Source organism: Flavobacterium marginilacus (assembly GCF_026870155.1).
Taxonomy (GTDB): domain Bacteria; phylum Bacteroidota; class Bacteroidia; order Flavobacteriales; family Flavobacteriaceae; genus Flavobacterium; species Flavobacterium marginilacus.
In genome coordinates, this window is sequence record NZ_CP113975.1 from 2,733,613 (window position 1) to 2,752,260 (window position 18,648).

13 protein-coding genes and 1 tRNA gene are annotated in these 18,648 nt (G+C 33.1%); 7 read left to right on the forward strand and 7 right to left on the reverse strand.

Features of this window, described 5'->3' with window-relative positions:
* Positions 1-3 precede the first annotated feature (3 nt).
* From OZP07_RS11820 to OZP07_RS11840, 5 genes are all read right to left on the reverse strand, one after another.
* Positions 4-1,428, reverse strand: a complete 1,425-nt coding sequence (locus tag OZP07_RS11820) for a RagB/SusD family nutrient uptake outer membrane protein (RefSeq protein WP_281635233.1) — start codon at positions 1,426-1,428, stop codon at positions 4-6.
* A 4-nt stretch (positions 1,429-1,432) separates the two neighbouring features.
* Positions 1,433-5,071: a SusC/RagA family TonB-linked outer membrane protein gene (locus tag OZP07_RS11825; RefSeq protein ID WP_281635234.1), complete on the reverse strand. Its 3,639-nt coding sequence runs from the start codon at positions 5,069-5,071 to the stop codon at positions 1,433-1,435.
* Between the two features lie 134 nt (positions 5,072-5,205).
* On the reverse strand, positions 5,206-6,345 hold the full coding sequence (locus OZP07_RS11830) for a FecR family protein (protein ID WP_281635235.1): 1,140 nt from the start codon (positions 6,343-6,345) through the stop codon (positions 5,206-5,208).
* A gap of 195 nt (positions 6,346-6,540) precedes the next feature.
* The gene (locus OZP07_RS11835) at positions 6,541-7,110 is read right to left on the reverse strand and encodes an RNA polymerase sigma factor (protein ID WP_281635236.1); all 570 of its coding nucleotides are present in this window, start codon (positions 7,108-7,110) and stop codon (positions 6,541-6,543) included.
* Between the two features lie 720 nt (positions 7,111-7,830).
* A complete protein-coding gene (locus OZP07_RS11840; protein ID WP_281635237.1) occupies positions 7,831-8,457 on the reverse strand; it encodes a rhomboid family intramembrane serine protease in 627 nt (208 codons plus the stop codon).
* Between the two features lie 196 nt (positions 8,458-8,653).
* Here OZP07_RS11840 and OZP07_RS11845 point away from each other — a divergent pair, with 196 nt between their 5' ends.
* Together OZP07_RS11845 and OZP07_RS11850 are read left to right on the forward strand one after the other, a co-directional pair.
* On the forward strand, positions 8,654-9,523 hold the full coding sequence (locus tag OZP07_RS11845; protein ID WP_194640579.1) for a lysophospholipid acyltransferase family protein: 870 nt from the start codon (positions 8,654-8,656) through the stop codon (positions 9,521-9,523).
* Positions 9,524-9,620: 97 nt separating this feature from the next.
* Positions 9,621-10,490, forward strand: coding sequence for a lysophospholipid acyltransferase family protein (locus tag OZP07_RS11850; RefSeq protein ID WP_281635238.1), 870 nt, complete (start codon positions 9,621-9,623; stop codon positions 10,488-10,490).
* Positions 10,491-10,583: 93 nt separating this feature from the next.
* Here OZP07_RS11850 and OZP07_RS11855 read toward each other — a convergent pair whose 3' ends face one another.
* Positions 10,584-12,071: an aminotransferase class V-fold PLP-dependent enzyme gene (locus tag OZP07_RS11855; RefSeq protein ID WP_281638472.1), complete on the reverse strand. Its 1,488-nt coding sequence runs from the start codon at positions 12,069-12,071 to the stop codon at positions 10,584-10,586.
* A gap of 366 nt (positions 12,072-12,437) precedes the next feature.
* Between OZP07_RS11855 and OZP07_RS11860 the strand changes: the two genes are divergently transcribed.
* Positions 12,438-12,511: transfer RNA gene (locus OZP07_RS11860), tRNA-Pro, on the forward strand.
* A 38-nt stretch (positions 12,512-12,549) separates the two neighbouring features.
* Here OZP07_RS11860 and glmM read toward each other — a convergent pair.
* Positions 12,550-13,938 (reverse strand): phosphoglucosamine mutase, encoded by a 1,389-nt coding sequence (glmM, locus tag OZP07_RS11865; protein ID WP_194640577.1) that lies wholly within the window; start codon positions 13,936-13,938, stop codon positions 12,550-12,552.
* A 273-nt stretch (positions 13,939-14,211) separates the two neighbouring features.
* Here glmM and OZP07_RS11870 point away from each other — a divergent pair, with 273 nt between their 5' ends.
* The 4 genes from OZP07_RS11870 to OZP07_RS11885 all read left to right on the forward strand — a co-directional run bounded on the left by OZP07_RS11870 (position 14,212) and on the right by OZP07_RS11885 (position 18,617).
* Entirely contained in the window at positions 14,212-14,796 is a 585-nt protein-coding gene (locus tag OZP07_RS11870) for an acyl carrier protein phosphodiesterase (RefSeq protein WP_281635239.1), read from the forward strand.
* Positions 14,793-15,458 carry a DNA alkylation repair protein gene (locus OZP07_RS11875; protein ID WP_281635240.1) on the forward strand — a complete coding sequence of 222 codons (666 nt, stop codon included), beginning with the start codon at positions 14,793-14,795 and terminating at the stop codon, positions 15,456-15,458. The genes OZP07_RS11870 and OZP07_RS11875 overlap by 4 nt, the downstream gene beginning before the upstream one ends.
* Positions 15,459-15,599: 141 nt before the next feature.
* A complete protein-coding gene (locus tag OZP07_RS11880) occupies positions 15,600-16,766 on the forward strand; it encodes a S1 family peptidase (protein ID WP_281635241.1) in 1,167 nt (388 codons plus the stop codon).
* 57 nt (positions 16,767-16,823) lie between these two features.
* Positions 16,824-18,617 (forward strand): chloride channel protein, encoded by a 1,794-nt coding sequence (locus OZP07_RS11885; protein ID WP_194640573.1) that lies wholly within the window; start codon positions 16,824-16,826, stop codon positions 18,615-18,617.
* Positions 18,618-18,648: the final 31 nt, after the last annotated feature.

Here is an 18,648-nt window from a genome sequence, read left to right on the forward strand (position 1 = left end):
GAATTAAAATGGAAGTTTTTCGTCAGTATTTAATGTAAGCTTTGGATTTTTTGTTAAAGCTGACAAAGGAAACGGAACAATGTATAATTTGGAATTAGGCTGTAAAGTATACGTTTTTTGCGGAACGGTCTTGTTAACGATTGGAAATACTCTTGTAATCGTTTTTGCGTATTCCGTTTCAGTGTTTAATCTTTTAAGATCAAAAAAACGATTAAAGCCTAACAGTAATTCTTTTCTGCGTTCGTTTATAACAAGTTCCATTGTTTCTTTTCTGGTGGCTGGAACAGATAAATTTACAGTACCTGATAAAATACGTTTTGCTCTTAGTTTATTTAAAATATCAACAGCTTCCGTAAATTTATTTTCTCTGGCATAACATTCGGCCAGCATTAAATAAACTTCAGTTGTTTTCATTCCAACAGTAGGGTAAAAAAACTTCGTATATACAGTTGCCCAATATGCTGTATTTGATCCCAGATCAAGATTTGTTGTGCTGGTAGTATTGAAAAACAAATTAAAACGGGCATCATTAATACCAAATAAAGTACGAAGCTCCGGGCTTATGATATACTGATAGGCAAAATTCATTTCATTATAACCCGTCATGTACATGTAGCTGAGTACTTCTATATTATTTGCTGCTGGTACGGCAACTACATTTGGTCCTCCCTGCTTGTTATAAGCTACCATATCAAATATTTGATTATTATAACTTAATGATTTTTCTGCAGCTGCTTGGGCACTGGCGATTTCACGTTTAAATAAATGAACCTTGGCCTTAAATGCATAAGCAAATGCCAATGAAGGATGGTAAACATCAGCTGGTTTTTCCTGAAGATACGGCAGTGCATCTTCTATATCCTTTTGAATAAAATCGTAAACCTGAGCTACAGTAGATTTTGATGGCTGTGCTTCTAAATCAAATTTGTCCATGATACAGATACCGCCGTCAGTAGCCGCAGTCTGCGGGTCATAACCTTTTGCATAGTGGTTTACTAATAAAAAGTGATCGTATGCTCTATAGATTTTGGCTTCTGCTTTTGCTAATTGTTTTGTACTTTCATCTCCTTTGCTATTATCAACTAATGAAATAATAGTATTCCATCTGTTTATATAAGTGTAAGCCTGATTATAAAAGCTGGAACCAGTCATTAAAGAAACTCTGTCGGTAGTTTCATCAAAAGTAAAATTGATAATATCGATGTTTGGCGTTTTACCTATTACATTTGATTCTTTCATCCATTGATCGTCTACCAGATACTGAAAGTTATTGATTGGATAGCCTCTGCCCGGCAGAGATACCATTTCATAGAATTGCGAGGCTGTCTCAACAACTAAAGCCCCTTTAGGCGTAACATCAGTGTAATCTTCGCAGGATGTAATAGTTAACATCATCAGCGATAGTATTATTATATATTTATGTTTCATTTTTTTAAAGTGTTAGATTAAACCCAAATAAATAAGTTTTAGGCAATGGTAAGTTGCGTGTTCCTGAGTTAACTGAATAGACTTCAGGATCAATACGGTTTCCAGCAGCGCTCCAATACCATATATTGTTTACCTGGAAAGTGAATTTTGCTGATTCCATTTTGATTTTATTTGCGAAAGATTTTGGCAGGCTGTAACCTAATGAAATATTTCTAAGTTTGATATAATCTCCATCTACAACATTTACATCAGAATTTCTCCATTGGCTGCTGATTGTTCCAGCATAACTTCTCACGTTTTCTGCTAAATCTACATATAAACGTGTATTGCCGTTTGGCTGTGCATCTGTGTAACGATCTGTAATACCTGAAAGATTTACAGCATCAGTACTCATGTCGATAGTTTCTTTTCGCATTACGTTACCTCCTGAGAAAATAAACATCATATTTAAATCGAATTGTCTATAGGTGAATCGCTGTGACAGGGAACCTGTATAAGTTGGTGTTAAACTTCCCATTTTTACAAGCGCATTCGGATTGGTAACAGTTTTTATACTCGTTGACACAGGGTTTCCATTGGCATCAAAAGTGATTGATGGATTTCCGTTTTCATCCAGAACATAAGGATATCCATTAACTGTACCTCCGTATTTATAAGCATACAGCGTATTGTATATATCCCCTTGGAAAAAGTAATTCGATGGTGCGCTAACATAAACTGATGACGAAGATTGTGCTCTGGTAACTTTATCAACAGTTGTATTGTTGAAACCAAAAACTACATTAGAATTAATACGGAAATTACCATTATTAAACCATTCAGAACCAACACTAAATTCAACTCCTCTGTTCAGTAAAGCTCCTGCATTGATTCTTCTGCTTGTTGCTCCAACAGTAGGATCTAAATCGGTTGTTGCCAATAAATCACTGCTGTATTTACGATATACATCAATACTTCCTGTTAGTTTATGCCTTAATACAGTATAATCTAAACCTAAGTTAGTGGTTTGTGTTTTTTCCCATCTCAGCATTGGGTTAGGCTGAGCTGTAATGTTTATATATTGTAAAGACTGGTATAAGTTGTCATTTTTTCTTGTAGCAGTTACATACGGTGTTGTACTTTGATCGATATTTCCGCTAACACCATAAGTCGCTCTAAGCTTAAGCATATCTACCCATTTTACCTCTTTCATGAAGTCCTCATTGCTAATATTCCATCCTAAACCTACAGACCACAATGGACGGTTTTTATATTTAGAATCTACTCCAAATAAATCAGCACGATCCACACGGTAACTTCCTGTTACGTTATATTTTGATAAATATGTATAACCTGCTGTACTAAAAACAGAAAAATAACGATGTAAAACTTCTGTCTGTGTTCTTGATAAAGCTGCTAAAGTTGCGCTATTTCCATAAATATAACTAGAAACACCTGTCTGACTAAGTGAAAGGTTATTTAATGTAGCAGAAGTAAGTGTAACTGGGTCATAACCGTATCGTATCTGTTCAATAGTTCTGGGAACAAAAGTTTCACGCATTTCAAAACCTGCTAAAGCATTAACAGAGTGTTTCCCTTCACTAAAATCCTGATTAAAATCTAACTGGTTTCTAAAAGAATAATTACTCGCCTGACTGCTCAATTGTTTGTAACGTCCTCCTGTAGAAAAACCATCAACATACGTGTAGGCGTTTGTAGCTGCATTATATCCTGTTAGAGTATTAATAGCGAAACGCATTTTATAAGAATCTACAGCGTTATACTGTTCATTGTCGTTTTTTCTTAATTCGTACTGAAATTGTGTATTATAGCTTAAGCCTTTCCATATTTTAGCACGAATATTTGCAAAAGTTCTCAAACTTAATGAGTTTTCTTGTGTAATACCTTCCTGTAGAGAATTCAACACATTAAATCTTACTGATTTAAAACCGCTTAAACTATTTATTTTTGCGGCCATAGCAGGGTTAATAACACTGCTGCCTGTAAAACCATCTTTAATACCTACAAAAGATGACATCACTAAATCTCCATTATCATCAGTGATGCGCTCGTATCTTTTTTGGATATCATAATTTCTAAAATCAGAATCAGTAACATCTTCATTCGTATAAGTTGAGTTTAATCCAAAAGTGGCATTTAACCAGTTGTTTACCTGAAAACTGCTTTTTGCATAAAGATTAAATGCACGGCTGTTATTGAATTTGATTCGATTGTCTGCTGCGTCATAATTCAATGACACATACGTATTCTGCTTACTTGTGCTCCCTGAAAATGCTACATTGTAACGCTGTCTGAATTCATTTTGCCATACATTATCACTATAATCTTTTATATAATCGTTCTTTCTCCATTGGGCGATAGTGGTATCGTAATCTGCACTGCTGATTTTTTTATCTTCCAAATCTCTGTTGAGCTGGTATAAAGGGCTATAATACTTCGGGCTGGTGCTTCCAATATCACCATAACTGCTGAACATACTGGTTGTATTGGCAAATCTCGCTCGCTCTCTATTATACACAGCCTGTTCAAAATCAATCAGCTCACTGGTTGAAACATAATTCATATCGTTAAGGTTTGGTTTGGTACCAACAAAGAAATCAGAATTTACACTCACTTTTAGCTTACCATTTCCTTTCTTGGTAGTCAAAACAATAATACCATTCGCTGCTCTTGAACCATAAATAGATCCGGCTGCGGCATCTTTAAGAACGTTTACGCTTTCAATATCATAAGGATTAATCTCGTCAAGAGTCAATTCTGTTGGGAGACCATCTATAACCAAAAGCGGGCTATACCCAACTTCTAAAGAAGAATAGGTGCCAATACCTCTTAATATAGGCGTATCAGCCGATGCTCCTGTTGGATTTTTCTGGAACATCAAACCTGCCACACGTCCTTCAATAGCAGTTGCAAGATTGGAATTAATATTTTCATTTAAAGTTTTTTCATCAACCTGAGCAAATGCCCCTGTAGAATGGCTTTTGGTGAGCGTTTGAAAACCTGTAACTACCACTTCTTTCATGGCAGATATTTTATCTTCAACAATAAGTGTCAATTCTACACGCCCATTAATAGAAAAAGATTTTTTTTCAATAGTCAGCCCAGAACATTCAATGATACCATCTGATGATACATTATCAAAAGAAAAGCTCCCATCATAATCGGTTATAGTACGCTTGTTTGTCCCTGCAACATAAACATTTACTCCCGGAAAAGTCTCATTTTTGCTATTTAGTACTTTTCCGCGTATGTTTATTATTCCGTTTCCCCGATTCTCTTCTTTTAAATCAGTCACCACTATCGTTTGATTGGTAATTGTATACTTCAAACTTTGATTACTGAAAATTAAATTTAAAGCATCTCTTAAATTAGAATTTTTGACGTTGATTGTTACAGGATTTGAATTTTTTAGTAAATTCTGATTGTAAAAAACTTCGTAATTGGCCTGTTTTGCAGTTTCTTTGAGAACTGTTTCAAGCGGCGCATCTTTAAAATTAACGGTAACCTTTTGTGCCTTAGCTGTATGACTGCATATTAGCATAAGCAGTGCACAAAGTACCCATACATGATTAGAAAAATTAAGACAGGGAATCTTTTTCCCGAATTTTTTGTAAGGCTTTTTCGTTTGTAAATTAAATTTCATACATTTACGATTAGTTATAGTTAAACAATTAGTAGACAACTTATACTGGCTATAAACTTTTTAACAACCAGAAGCATCGCAACTGCTTCTGGTTTTTTAATTTATAGTCTCAATATAATCGAGTAAATTTAAAATCAGGGGTAAACAATAATCGTTTTTCCTTCAACCTTAAATTTTATATTACTAAGCTCAAGTACTTTTAATACCTCAGACAGATTTTTATTCATAAATGTGCCTCCGTTAAACCTGACATCCGAGACATCTCCGCGGTACTCTACTTTTATTCCGTACCAGCGCTCCAATTGTTTCATTACAGTTTTTAGATCGGCGTTATCAAATTTAAAACGGCCATTTTTCCAGGCAATAGCGGCTTCGGTATCAACTTTCCGAATAGCTATCTTATTAAAATTATCAGATACATTAGACTGTTCCCCTGGTTTTAAAACTGCTTTTTGATTTTTATAAGCAACAGCAACACTTCCTTCCAATAAAGTAGTTTTTGTAACCGCTTCATTATTATAAGCATGTACGTTAAAATGAGTTCCAAGTACTTCTATAGACTGATTACCGGATTTCACGATAAAAGGTTTGTTTTTATTTTTGGCTACTTCAAAATATGCCTCTCCTTCTAACTCTACTATCCTTTTATCTCCATTAAACTGAGTTGGATACTTAATAGATGAAACCGTATTTAAGTATACTTTCGTTCCGTCTGCCAGAATAATATTGTATTGCCCTCCTGTTGGTGTTGAAAGTGTATTAAATGAATTAACATCATTTTTTGAAGTATCAGCATCAGGGTTTATAATATAAGTGATCACTCCATCGGCATTCATTTTAATTGTAACTTCCTGTTCTTCTCCTTCGCTGGCAATAGTATCTTTTGCTGAAATGTCAGCCAGAATAATCTGCTTTCCGTTTGAAAGGGTCAAAATCCCTCTATTACCTCCTGGAGCAATTTCTTTCTGTTTTACAGCAACCTGAATAACCTCCTGTTTAGATTTTGTGAAATAAAATATGCCTGTACCCAATAATAAGGCAATTGATGCAGCAACAGCGGCACGCGGCCATAGGCTGATTACTTTTCTTTCCTGATGAAGCGGTAATTTAGATTTCAAATATTCGTAACTGCTTTCTATTTCATTTTCACTAAGCTGTAAATCGCTATTTAAAGCTTTATTTAAATACCACGCATCTAGTTTATCTCTATCCTCGTTAGATAAAGTGCCATTTTGGTATTTTTGCAGCAATGCTAAGATTTCAGTTTTATCCATAATTACAACACGAAATTTTGTCTCCGTTTTAAGTAAGACAGTTAGAAATAACATTTGTCATAGGCAATATTAAAAAAACTTTGTAAAATTGTTAACAAATATCAATTTTCATTGTTTTTAATTAGGCAAATAAGGGTAATGTGAGTAATTTTCGTCAGATATGACAACAAAAAGAAAAAAGTAACAATGCGTTAATTACCAAACGAATACACCCAATAGAGACTTGAGTTTATGTCTCAGTATTTTAAGCGAATTATAAACTTGCTGTTTAGCAGTTTTATCAGTAATATTTAATTTAACTGCAATTTCTTCGTATGAAAGTTCTTCTACCTTTCTTAAAAGGAAAACTTCACGCATTTTTTCAGGAAGCAGAGTGATTTCTTTTTCGATAATAGCTTCTAATTCTTCTTCTCTAAGTTTAGAATCTGCCAAAACATAATCATTTTCAATAAAGTTTAAAATCGAATCAGCATAACGTGAAACTACTTTTTCATGGGCAATATGATTCAGAATTCTATTTTTTACTGCTTTGTATAAATAAGAAGAAAGAGAACCGGTAAGTATTATTTCATTTCTTTTGTTCCAAATGGCTAAAAAAACATCTTGAACAACATCATTTGCTTCATCCCTGCTGCCAAGCATTTTGTAAGCATGATTGACTAAGATTTTAGAATATCTTTCAAAAATTTCGGTATACGCCAATTGATCATCTTCCTTAAGAAGATTTAATAAAATTTGATCAGCATATTTATGATAAGCAGACATTAACTAAAGGGTGTGAAGATCCAAAAGCAATATTAAACATTTTTTATTTTAAAAACTAAAAAGATGATTTAGTTAGAAAAAATGTACCAATCTGGAGGTTTTCTCACTTACTTTATTAATGTCAATATTTTATATATAGTATTTAAAATCACTAAATTAAAAAAATAGCAGTTTTGTAATTTTGTGCTTTTATATTTTTGTTTGGTTAATTTATTTTAAATACTACCGGTTTTATAGGACAAAGATTAATTTAAAAAATTAACTCAAAAAATTCAATTGTTTTTTTACGAAAAAAATAAATTAATTGAGCCATTTTAATAATTACAAAAAAATACGGCTATAAAATAATAATCGAATTTTACACGTTAGATTAGAATTCTGCACACTTCAAAAAAGTAAAAAAGCTGAAAAAAATGCTTTTTATACCTCATTCATAAAAAAATCCCATCGCATTTTATAATGAAATAGGATTTTGAATTCTAATTATTTTTAAATTCAGTACAATTTAAAACTCACATTAATATTTAATTTCATGACTATCCGCAAAGCATACTAAATGTTTTTTTGCCACTGATTACACAGACTCTCACAGATTTCACATGCATTTTTTAGGAATCTGTGTTAATCTTTATAATATGTGGCCAATTTTATCGATTTGGTATTAGTCACGGATAGTCATATTAAATTTTTCATACTTTTTAAATTTATAAAATCATTATTCTATAATTTACCCATTTTTGCCATTATAAAAAGAATAATAATGGGAATAGCTAATATAACGACGTTAAAAGTATGCTCATGCAATAACTCAGGATTTCTCAAAATCGTTATCAAATAACCGCCTACTGCGCCGCCAAAATGTGCTGTGTGTCCAATATTGTCATTTTTGGCTTTCATACCATAAATAGAAGAAAGTAAATAAATAAATCCATAAATAAATCCAGGAATAAATCCAAAAATTTCTAAGCGTGAATCAAGCAAAATTGAACTAAAAATAATTCCCGTTACAGCTCCAGATGCGCCTACCGCTCTATAATTATAGTCATCTTTATGAAACGACATAGTTAGTAAACTCCCAAAAATTAAACTCCCAAAATAAACCAAAACAAATGAGAAATTCCCCAAGTAATTTGTAACAACTGGTGCAAAAAAATAAAGAGTCACCATATTGAAAAATAAGTGTGCAACATCAGCATGTAGAAATCCGGATGAAATCATTCTGATTTGTTCTCCTGCACGAATGCTTCCGACATGAAATTCATATTTTCGAAAAAATGAAAAATCATTAAATCCTTTATAACTGATTAATACATTTGCAACAATAATTGCAATTAAAATGATATTCATAATATTGATACGTTTTTAAAATTTTACCGTAAAGCTAACTATTATTTAATTTACAAATACTACTGTCAGCAATGAATTAAAGGTAATTTCTTATTTTTTTCAAAAGATTAACATCCTGTTATTATTAAATGCTTAAATAAACCTTAAAGAACATTTAAACGCAGATTAATACGCTATATTTGGTCAAACTATAAGAATGAAATACCTTGTTTATCTGATTGTTTACCCTTTTTTATGGTGTATTTCAATGCTCCCTTTTCCGCTATTGTATCTTTTTTCAGATTATGTTTATATAATCCTCTACCGTATTATTGGTTACAGAAAAAAAACTGTACGGACAAATCTGGCATTGGCTTTACCTCATTTATCAAATAAAGAACGGTTAATTATTGAAAAGAAATTTTATCATCATTTATGTGATATGTTTCTGGAAATGATAAAAACAATGAATATTTCTAAAGAAGAAATCTGCAGGAGATATGTTTTTAAAAATTTTGAAATCTATGCCGATTTAGAGAAAAAAGGAAAAAGCATTGCCATAATGTGCGCTCATTATGCAAGTTATGAATGGGTTATTTCTATGAATTATTATACAGAATTTCAAAGTTTTGGCATTTATAAGCAGATAAAAAATCCGTATTTTGATAAATTGATTCATTCTATCCGATCTAAGTTTAATGCACACCTGATAACGACAAAAGAAACAATATCCACTATCGAAAATAACTGCAAAAACAAAACTTTGTCAGTTTATGGATTTGCAAGTGATCAGTCACCAAAAGAAAGCTGCGCTTATCATTGGACAAAATTCATGGGAATTGAGGTTCCTGTACATACTGGAGCAGAAATGCTGGCAAAAAAGTATGATATGAATGTTGTTTTTCTTAAAACAAAAAAAATAAAACGTGGTTATTACGAAGCAGTTATGGAAGTTCTTTCTGAAAATTCTAAAGAAGTTCCAAACTATGAAATTACAGACCAGTTTATCAAATTGGTTGAACAGCAGATTTATGAAACTCCAGAATACTATTTATGGACTCATAAAAGATGGAAGCATAAAAGATAGAGTTTCAATATATAGATTGACTCGTACAAGGAATTCTGAATTCCGAAGAATATAAAGAAAAATAATATTTATTTATATTTGCATAAACTTTTACTACATGCAATACTTCATATATCTACTAGCCTATCCCTTAATTTGGTGTATATCGATGCTTCCTTTTAGATTACTATATTTATTTTCTGATATTGTTTATTTCTTCGTTTATAAAATTATTGGATACCGCAGAAAAACGGTTCGCGAAAATCTAGCTTTGGCACTTCCTAAATTAACAGATGAAGAACGTTTAGTTATCGAGAAAAAATTCTATCACCATATGTGCGACATGTTTCTGGAAATGATAAAAACAATGAATATTTCTAAAGAAGAAATATGTAAGAGATTTGTTTTCAAAAACATTGATATGTATAAAGAGTTAGAGAAACAGGGAAAAAGCGTCGCTATTATATGTTCTCATTATGCTAGTTATGAATGGATTATATCGATGAACTATTACTCAAGCTTTGCCGGATATGGTATTTATAAACAGATAAAAAATCCATATTTTGATAAACTAGTACATAAAATTCGTTCTAGATTCAATGCCAAATTAATTACTACAAAGCAGACAGTACCAACAATAATAAATAACAATAAAAACAATATTCTGTCTTTGTATGGTTTTGCGAGTGATCAATCTCCTAAGGCAAAAGGTGCACTGCATTGGTCTAAATTTATGGGAATTGAAGTCCCAGTGCATGTTGGCGCTGAAATGCTTTCCAAAAGATACAATATGAATTTGCTGTATCTAAATACTAAAAAAATAAAACGCGGTTATTATGAAGCCACTCTCGAGCTTCTTTCTGATAATCCAAAAGAGATTCCAAATTTTGCCCTTACCGACCAATATTTAGAGCTTTTGGAAAAACAAATTTATGAAGCTCCTGAATATTATTTGTGGACACACAAAAGATGGAAATACAGAAAATAAGACTTCGAATTTTAAAAATAAAAAAATCACTTAATCTAGGCAGACTGTCTAGATTAAGTGATTTTTTTATTAGAAAATATTAATTTTTAGCTGCTAAAAAGAAAACCAATTCTGTACTAATATATCTTCTAATGTCTGCGCATTTTTATGAATAAATTCGTTATTTACTTTATCATATTCGTAATCTAATGACCAGTTTTTGTGCTCTTGAGCTAATAATTTTATACTGTTGCAGACATATTCAATTTCTTCTGTTGCTGTAGTTGGATGTATTGACATTCTGATCCATCCTGGTTTTCGAATCAAATCTCCCAGACTAATTTCATCAACCAGTTTATTGGAAGCTTCCTGATCCACATGCAGCAAGAAATGCCCGTAAGTACCCGCACAGCTGCAGCCACCGCGGGTCTGAATTCCAAATTTATCATTTAATAATTTTACTCCCAGATTAAAATGCAGATCTTCTATAAAAAATGAAATCACTCCTAAACGGTCGTGATGCTGTCCTGCGAGTATTTTTATATTTGGAACACTTCCCAGTGCATCAAAAACATATTCTACGATTTCGTGTTCGCGTTTAAGAATATTTTCAGCTCCCATCTGCTCTTTCAGCTGAATTGCTAAAGCTGTTTTAATTACCTGCAGAAAACCTGGAGTTCCGCCATCTTCCCTATCTTCGATATTATCCAGATATTTATGCTCGCCCCAAGGATTTGTCCAGGAAACAGTTCCTCCGCCTGGGCAGTCTGGCACCATATTGTGATACAGTTTTTTATTGAAAACCAAAACTCCTGAAGTTCCAGGGCCTCCTAAAAATTTATGCGGAGAAAAGAAAACAGCATCCAGATAGGATTCTGGATCTTCGGGATGCATATCTATTTTTACATAAGGACCGGAACAGGCAAAATCCACAAAACAAACGCCATTGTGTTCATGCATCAATTTTGCTGCTTCATGATATGGTGTTTTAATTCCTGTCACATTGGAACAGGAAGTTATTGAAGCAATTTTATATGCTCTGTCTTTGTGTTTTTCTAATAATGCAGTAAGATTCGAAAGACTGAAAAGGCCTTCTTCACACGATGGAATCACTTCCACATCAGCAATGGTCTCCAGCCATGAAGTCTGATTGGAATGATGCTCCATGTGCGAAATAAATACAATCGGTTTTTTTTCAGCCGGAATAGTGAAATACTCAGTCAGATTTTCTGGCACTTTCAGTCCCAATATCCGCTGAAATTTATTTACAACACCTGTCATTCCGGTTCCATCAGTTATCAAAACATCTTCAGAACTGGCATTTACATGATCCTTAATAATATTTCGGGCATGATGGTATGATTTGGTCATTGCTGTTCCGGAAACAGTCGTTTCTGTATGGGTATTGGCCACAAATGGTCCAAATTCATTCATCAGTTTTTCTTCAATGGGGCGATACAAACGGCCGCTAGCTGTCCAGTCAGTATATACAATTTTTTGTTTACCATAAGGAGATTCAAACTCTTGTTCAATTCCGATAATATTGTCTCTGAATTGTTTAAAATACTGTTCTAATAATGTAATTTTTGGGGGTACAGACATTGGGTTTAAATTTGATTTCAAATATATAGTTTTTTGCAATATTTGAAATTTCATTTTTACATTTTTGTGATTTTTATCACACAAAATGATAATTATTACAATATTATTCTTTTAAGTCTCTAACTTTTTGAGAAATATCCATACAAATAGGCTTTTAGACAAAATATCTATTTAACCTATTTGATCTATAGATTATAAAAAAAGGATGGATTTTTAAATTTAAAATTCAGCCGCAAATGATAGCAAAGTAGTTTTATGAATCATTTTTGTAGGGGTTGTCTACCTATACTTTTATTTTAATAGTGGAAAAACAAGTCTCAAACTTTTTTTATTTTCTGTAAAAAAATATATTTGCAAACTCAAAACCGGGATGTAGCGCAGCCTGGCAGCGTACTAGCATGGGGTGCTAGGGGTCGCTGGTTCGAATCCAGTCATCCCGACAATACATAAAAAAACCCGACGGCAGTCGGGTTTTAGATTATATTCCAGCAACAGCTTTTATTTCATCGATAATTCGCAAGGCTAAATCATCAGCTAATTTCTGGCTCGAAGCCTCGGTATAGATACGTATTATAGGTTCTGTATTTGATTTTCTTAAATGCACCCAATTTTCGGCAAAATCAATTTTCACTCCGTCAATAGTGGTAATATCTTCATTTTTATATTTCTCGGTCATTGCAGCAAGAATTGCATCAACATCAATTTGTGGTGTCAATTCAATTTTGTTTTTACTCATATAATATTCAGGATACGAAGCTCTCAAGGCAGAAACTGAGATTTTTTTGTTTGCCAAATGAGTCAGAAATAAAGCCACGCCCACCATGCTGTCACGACCGTAGTGAGATTCTGGATAAATAATACCGCCATTTCCTTCGCCTCCAATGACTGCATTGTTTTTCTTCATCAATTCTACTACATTCACCTCGCCTACTGCGCTGGCTTCATAGCTGCCATTATGTTTGTTAGTAACATCACGCAATGCGCGTGAAGATGACATATTGGAAACTGTATTTCCTGGAGTTTTGCTCAAAACATAATCTGCGCAGGCTACCAATGTATATTCTTCGCCAAACATTTCACCATCATCACTTATAAAAGCTAAACGATCTACATCTGGATCAACAACAACTCCCAAATGCGCTTTTTCTTTAACCACCAATTCTGAAATATCCGTTAAATGCTCTTTCAGAGGTTCTGGATTGTGAGGAAAATGCCCGTTTGGTTCACAGTATAATTTTACTACTTCAACACCCATTAATTCTAATAATCTTGGAATAATAATTCCTCCTGATGAATTTACGCCATCTACCACAACTTTAAATTTTGCCGCTTTTACTGCTTCAATATCCACCAATGGCAAGTTCAAGACTTCATCGATATGAATGTCCATATAAGCATCATTTACAGTGATCTGACCTAAACTGTCTACATCTGCAAAATCGAAAGCTTCTGCTTCAGCAATCTCAAGAATTTTTTCACCGGCTGCACCGCTCAAGAACTCTCCTTTTTCATTCAATAATTTCAATGCATTCCATTGTTTTGGATTATGAGAAGCTGTTAAAATGATTCCTCCGTCAGCTTTTTCCAATGGCACGGCAATTTCAACAGTCGGCGTTGTTGATAAACCTAAATCGATTACATTAATTCCTAAACCAATTAGTGTATTGATAACCAAATTGTGAATCATAGGTCCCGAAATACGAGCGTCACGTCCTACAACAACAGTCAGCTTGTCTTTTTTAGAATGATTTTTCAGCCAGGTTCCATAAGCCGAAGCAAATTTCACAGCATCAACAGGAGTTAAATTGTCTCCTACTTTACCCCCTATTGTTCCTCGGATTCCTGATATTGATTTTATTAAAGTCATTTAAATTATGATTTTAGATTAACGATTTTAGATTGCAGATTTCTACTTTACAATCAAATATTAGAATTATTTTATTAAGGCAAATATAAAAAAGTTTATGTCTTTATAAGGACTAAATCGCAAAAAGGAATTGGATCTTGAGCATCAAATTGTTTTAATAAAAAGGATTGGTGATTTTTTATATCTTTATCAAACAAACACACGTAAAAACATCTTCAGACTTGATTTCTAAATCAAAAATCAGAAATCGTTAATCTAAAATCTAAAATTTCAATGAACTTCTTAGCCCACATCTATTTATCAGGAGACAGTGATTTGATAAAAATTGGAAACTTCATGGCAGACGGCATCAGGGGTAAACAATTTGAAACTTATCCTCTGGAAATACAAAAAGGAATTCTGCTGCACCGTTTCATAGATACTTATACCGATGCTCATCCTGTTTTCAGAAAGAGCACCAAACGCCTGCACGAAAAATACCATCACTATGCCGGCGTTATTACAGATGTTTTTTATGATCATTTTTTGGCAAAAAACTGGAGCAATTATTCAAAAGAAAGTCTGACAGATTTCACAAACCGTTTTTACCAATCGCTTCATGATAATTATGAGTTTTTATCTGAAAGAACCAGAGGAATTATGCCGTACATGATTGAGCGCAATTGGCTGATGAGCTACCAAACCGTAGAAGGAATCAGTAAAATCTTGACACAAATGGATGGCAGAACGAAAAATGAATCCAAAATGAGATTTTCCTCCAATGAACTTTCTGAATATTATAGTGATTTCGAGTCGGAATTCATTGCTTTTTTTGAAGATATAAGAATCGAAGCTCATCAAAAATTAATTTTGTTATGAATTTTATTTACTCTTTAGAAAAAGCTTTTAATGAATCTGCTGATGCTGTAAATGCAGAAGCTATGTCAAAATATATGAAAAACAATTTTCCTTTTTTTGGTATAAAGACTAACGAAAGAAGATTTATTTTTAAAAAGATTTGTCTTGAAAACCAAAAGGAAACTGCTGAAAACTCACGAGAAATAGCATTGTCATTATATTCAAAAAAAGAACGTGAACTGCATTACTGCGCTCTTGAAATTTTGATAAAAAATCTCAAAAAAAAATATTTAAAGGAAGATATTAAGTTTATTGAAAAGCTTATAATTACTCATTCCTGGTGGGACAGTGTGGATGTTATTGCTAAATTTATTCTGGGTGAATATCTGCTGGAATTTCCATTGGAAAGAGGCAATGTTATCTCCCGTTTTTCAAACTCAGATAATATGTGGCTCAATCGAAGTGCGATTCTCTTTCAGCTGAGCTATAAAGGAAAAACAGATTTTGATTTACTTAAAACACTTTGTGAGAAACATGGAACTTCAAATGAGTTTTTTATCCAAAAATCTATTGGCTGGGCTCTGCGTGAATATTCAAAAGTAAATCCCATTGCGGTTAAAAATTTTGTATCTATTTCGGATCTAAAAAATTTGAGCAAAAGAGAAGCTTTGAAAAATTTATGATAAAAAATCAGCTAATTTTATTTACATTCAGCTGATTATTAAAGACTTATTTTTATGTAAAAATATTTTAAATTAAAAATAAATCTCTTCATAATTAGTACGGTTTGTTTTACTAAATTTGCTTACAAAAATTAAATAAAAATGCTAGACAATCAGACTTCTGAAGGAAAAAATGAAACAAATTCATTTGAAATAGATAATAAATCCAGAAATAAAAAAATTGCATTAATAGCCGGCGTTCTAATTGTCCTCGGAGTAATAATAATACCAAGGGTTTGGAATAAATTCAATAAAAAAGAAGCTGTCTGTCTCAATAATCAGACTGAGATTTATGAAAAATATAAAGATGCAGTAGTACTTGTCAAACACACTTATGCACTGCAAATTTCCATCAAAGGATCTGAACCATTCCAGATTACAGTAGATGACAATTCATTTGAGGAAAAAACAATTTCCGGAACAGGATTTTTTGTTTCTGAAGATGGCAAAATAGTTACCAACCACCATGTTGCCGAACCTTGGAAGTATGATGATAACACTAAAGAGGATGATTTTAGCGATTTAAAAGATCATATCGCAGCAATTCTACCTGACTCTATTGATAAAAAAGATTATAAAAGTTACCTTGAACTGCACTGGAATGATTACAGCGGTGAAGAAGAAGGTAATTATTCCGATGAAGAAGCTGAAGAAACTCCAGTTGCTTCGGCACCTGCTGCAAATATTGACTCATCAAGTGTTGCTACTGAAGTAAATGACTTGATATCTGAAAATCAGTCAGAAGAAAAAGCTATAACGAGTCAGATTATCTACACCAAACTAGAGGATATCGAAATTGTTCCAAAAACTGTTGAAATCAGCGTAGCTCTTCATGGCTCAAAAGATGATTGGCTGCAATGTAAAGTATTGAAAATTGCCGATGAAGAAGAGGTTGATGTTGCAATTTTACAGCTTAATAGTGAAAACCTTCCAGATTCTGTATCCAATATTGTTGATTTGGATAATGCTGTACAGGATGATTCAAGTATAAAACCAGGAACCAATGCAATTTTGATCGGATATCCGATGGGAATGCAGTTAGCTAATACCCGAAAAGGGATAAAAGTGCAGGTTTATGAAGGCCAGATCAACAAAGAATCTGATGGTGTTAGCGTGCAGTATAATGTGACTTCAACCCATGGAGCCAGTGGTTCGCCGGTTTTTAATGAATGCGGACAGCTTATTGCTGTGAATTATGCTGGCTATGATCAAGCGCAAGGATATAATTTTGGAATTGTTGCAAAACACGCCATGTCTTTAATGGAATAATTTGTAGCTTTTACATCAAAAAAGCCTATTTTTGTTATAAATCAACGTTCAATCACAATGTTTAAAAAGTTTTTTTCAAAAATAGAACTTCTGCTGGCTTTAGCACAATCGGCTTTAACTCCAAAACAATTTATCTTTTTATCAAGCGTTTTAGTTGGAATATCTTCTGCAATTGCTGTAATTATTTTAAAAACATTTGCTCACTGGGTTTTTAGATTTGCTACTTACATAACTGTCCATGCTGCTATTTTTAAAATTGGACTTATCAAGATAATGCTGCCGGTAATTGGTATTATGCTTACGGTCTTTGTAGTTAAACGTTTTTTGGGAGGAACGATTGAAAAAGGAACTTCACAAATCTTATACGCTGTTGCTAAAAAAGCAAGTATTATTCCGAAAAAACAAATGTACGCCCAAATCATGACCAGCTCCCTAACTGTTGGTATGGGTGGTTCTGCTGGTCTTGAAAGCCCTATTGTAGTTACCGGTGCTGCATTTGGATCTAATTATGCACAACGGTATAAATTACATTATAAAGATCGGACACTCCTAATTGGCTGTGGGGTCGCTGCTGGTATAGCAGCCGCTTTTAATGCTCCAATTGCTGGAGTTTTGTTTGCCGTTGAAGTGCTGCTTGTTGATGTCAGCGTTTCTGCATTTACGCCAATAATGATCGCTGCCGCTACTGGAGCATTGGTTTCTGCAATTGCCTTAGATGAGACTATTTTGCTGAATTTTCCAAGCAGAGAAACGTTTAATTACCATAATATTCCATATTATGTATTACTGGGAGTATCTACAGGATTTGTATCTGTTTTTTACGCCAGAAATTTTCAAAAAACGGAACATTTTTTTGGACATATTAGATTTCCTCTATATACAAAAGCTCTTATTGGAGCTTCCATTTTAGCACTTATGATATTTGTTTTTCCAACACTATTTGGAGAAGGTTATGAAAGCATTCGCAGTTTAGCCGGCAGTGATCCGGGCGAATTATTAGAGAATACTCTTTTTAGTGAATTTAGAAACAATAATTGGGCTTTATTGGCTTTTATTGGATGTTCATTACTGTTAAAAGCTTTTGCAACAGGAATTACCTTAGGAAGTGGCGGTAATGGAGGAAATTTTGCTCCTTCCCTTTTTCTGGGTTCATATGTTGGATTTTTCTTTTCAAAATTATTGAACCTAACCAGTTTGACTAATTTGCCCATTGGTAATTTTACGATGGTTGGTATGGCAGGAATTTTGAGCGGATTATTTCATGCACCATTAACCGCAATTTTCTTGATTGCTGAAATTACTGGCGGTTACGGCTTAATGATTCCGCTTATGATTGTAGCCTCTATTAGTTTTGCCATTTCAAAACGATTTGAGAAACACTCTTTAGATGTGAAAAATCTAGCCAAAAAGGGACATGCTTTTACCAGTAACAAAGATTCAAATGTTCTTTCAACTTTAAATACCGCCTCAATTATTCAGACCGATTATTTAACTGTTAAGCCAGAAGATACTCTTGAAAAATTGGTTGATTTGATTTCTCATTCAAATCAAGTTATTTTTCCAGTGGTTTCCAATGAAAAACGTCTATTAGGAATTGTACATTTTAATGATATTAGGGAGATCATTTTTAACCCATACAGAGTAAAATATACTTTAATAAAAGAAATTATGGTTCAGCCAGTTACCATTGTTCATCCTTCGCAGAGTATGGAAATTGTAATGGATAAATTTGAGAGTTCCAAAAAAGCTTTTCTTCCTGTCATAAGTGATGACAAATATTATGGTTTTATATCCAAATCTGTCGCTCTGGAAGTATACCGAAGTAAGTTGAAGTCTATGACGATAGAATAATTTTAATATCGGGTAAATATTTTTTTTCAAC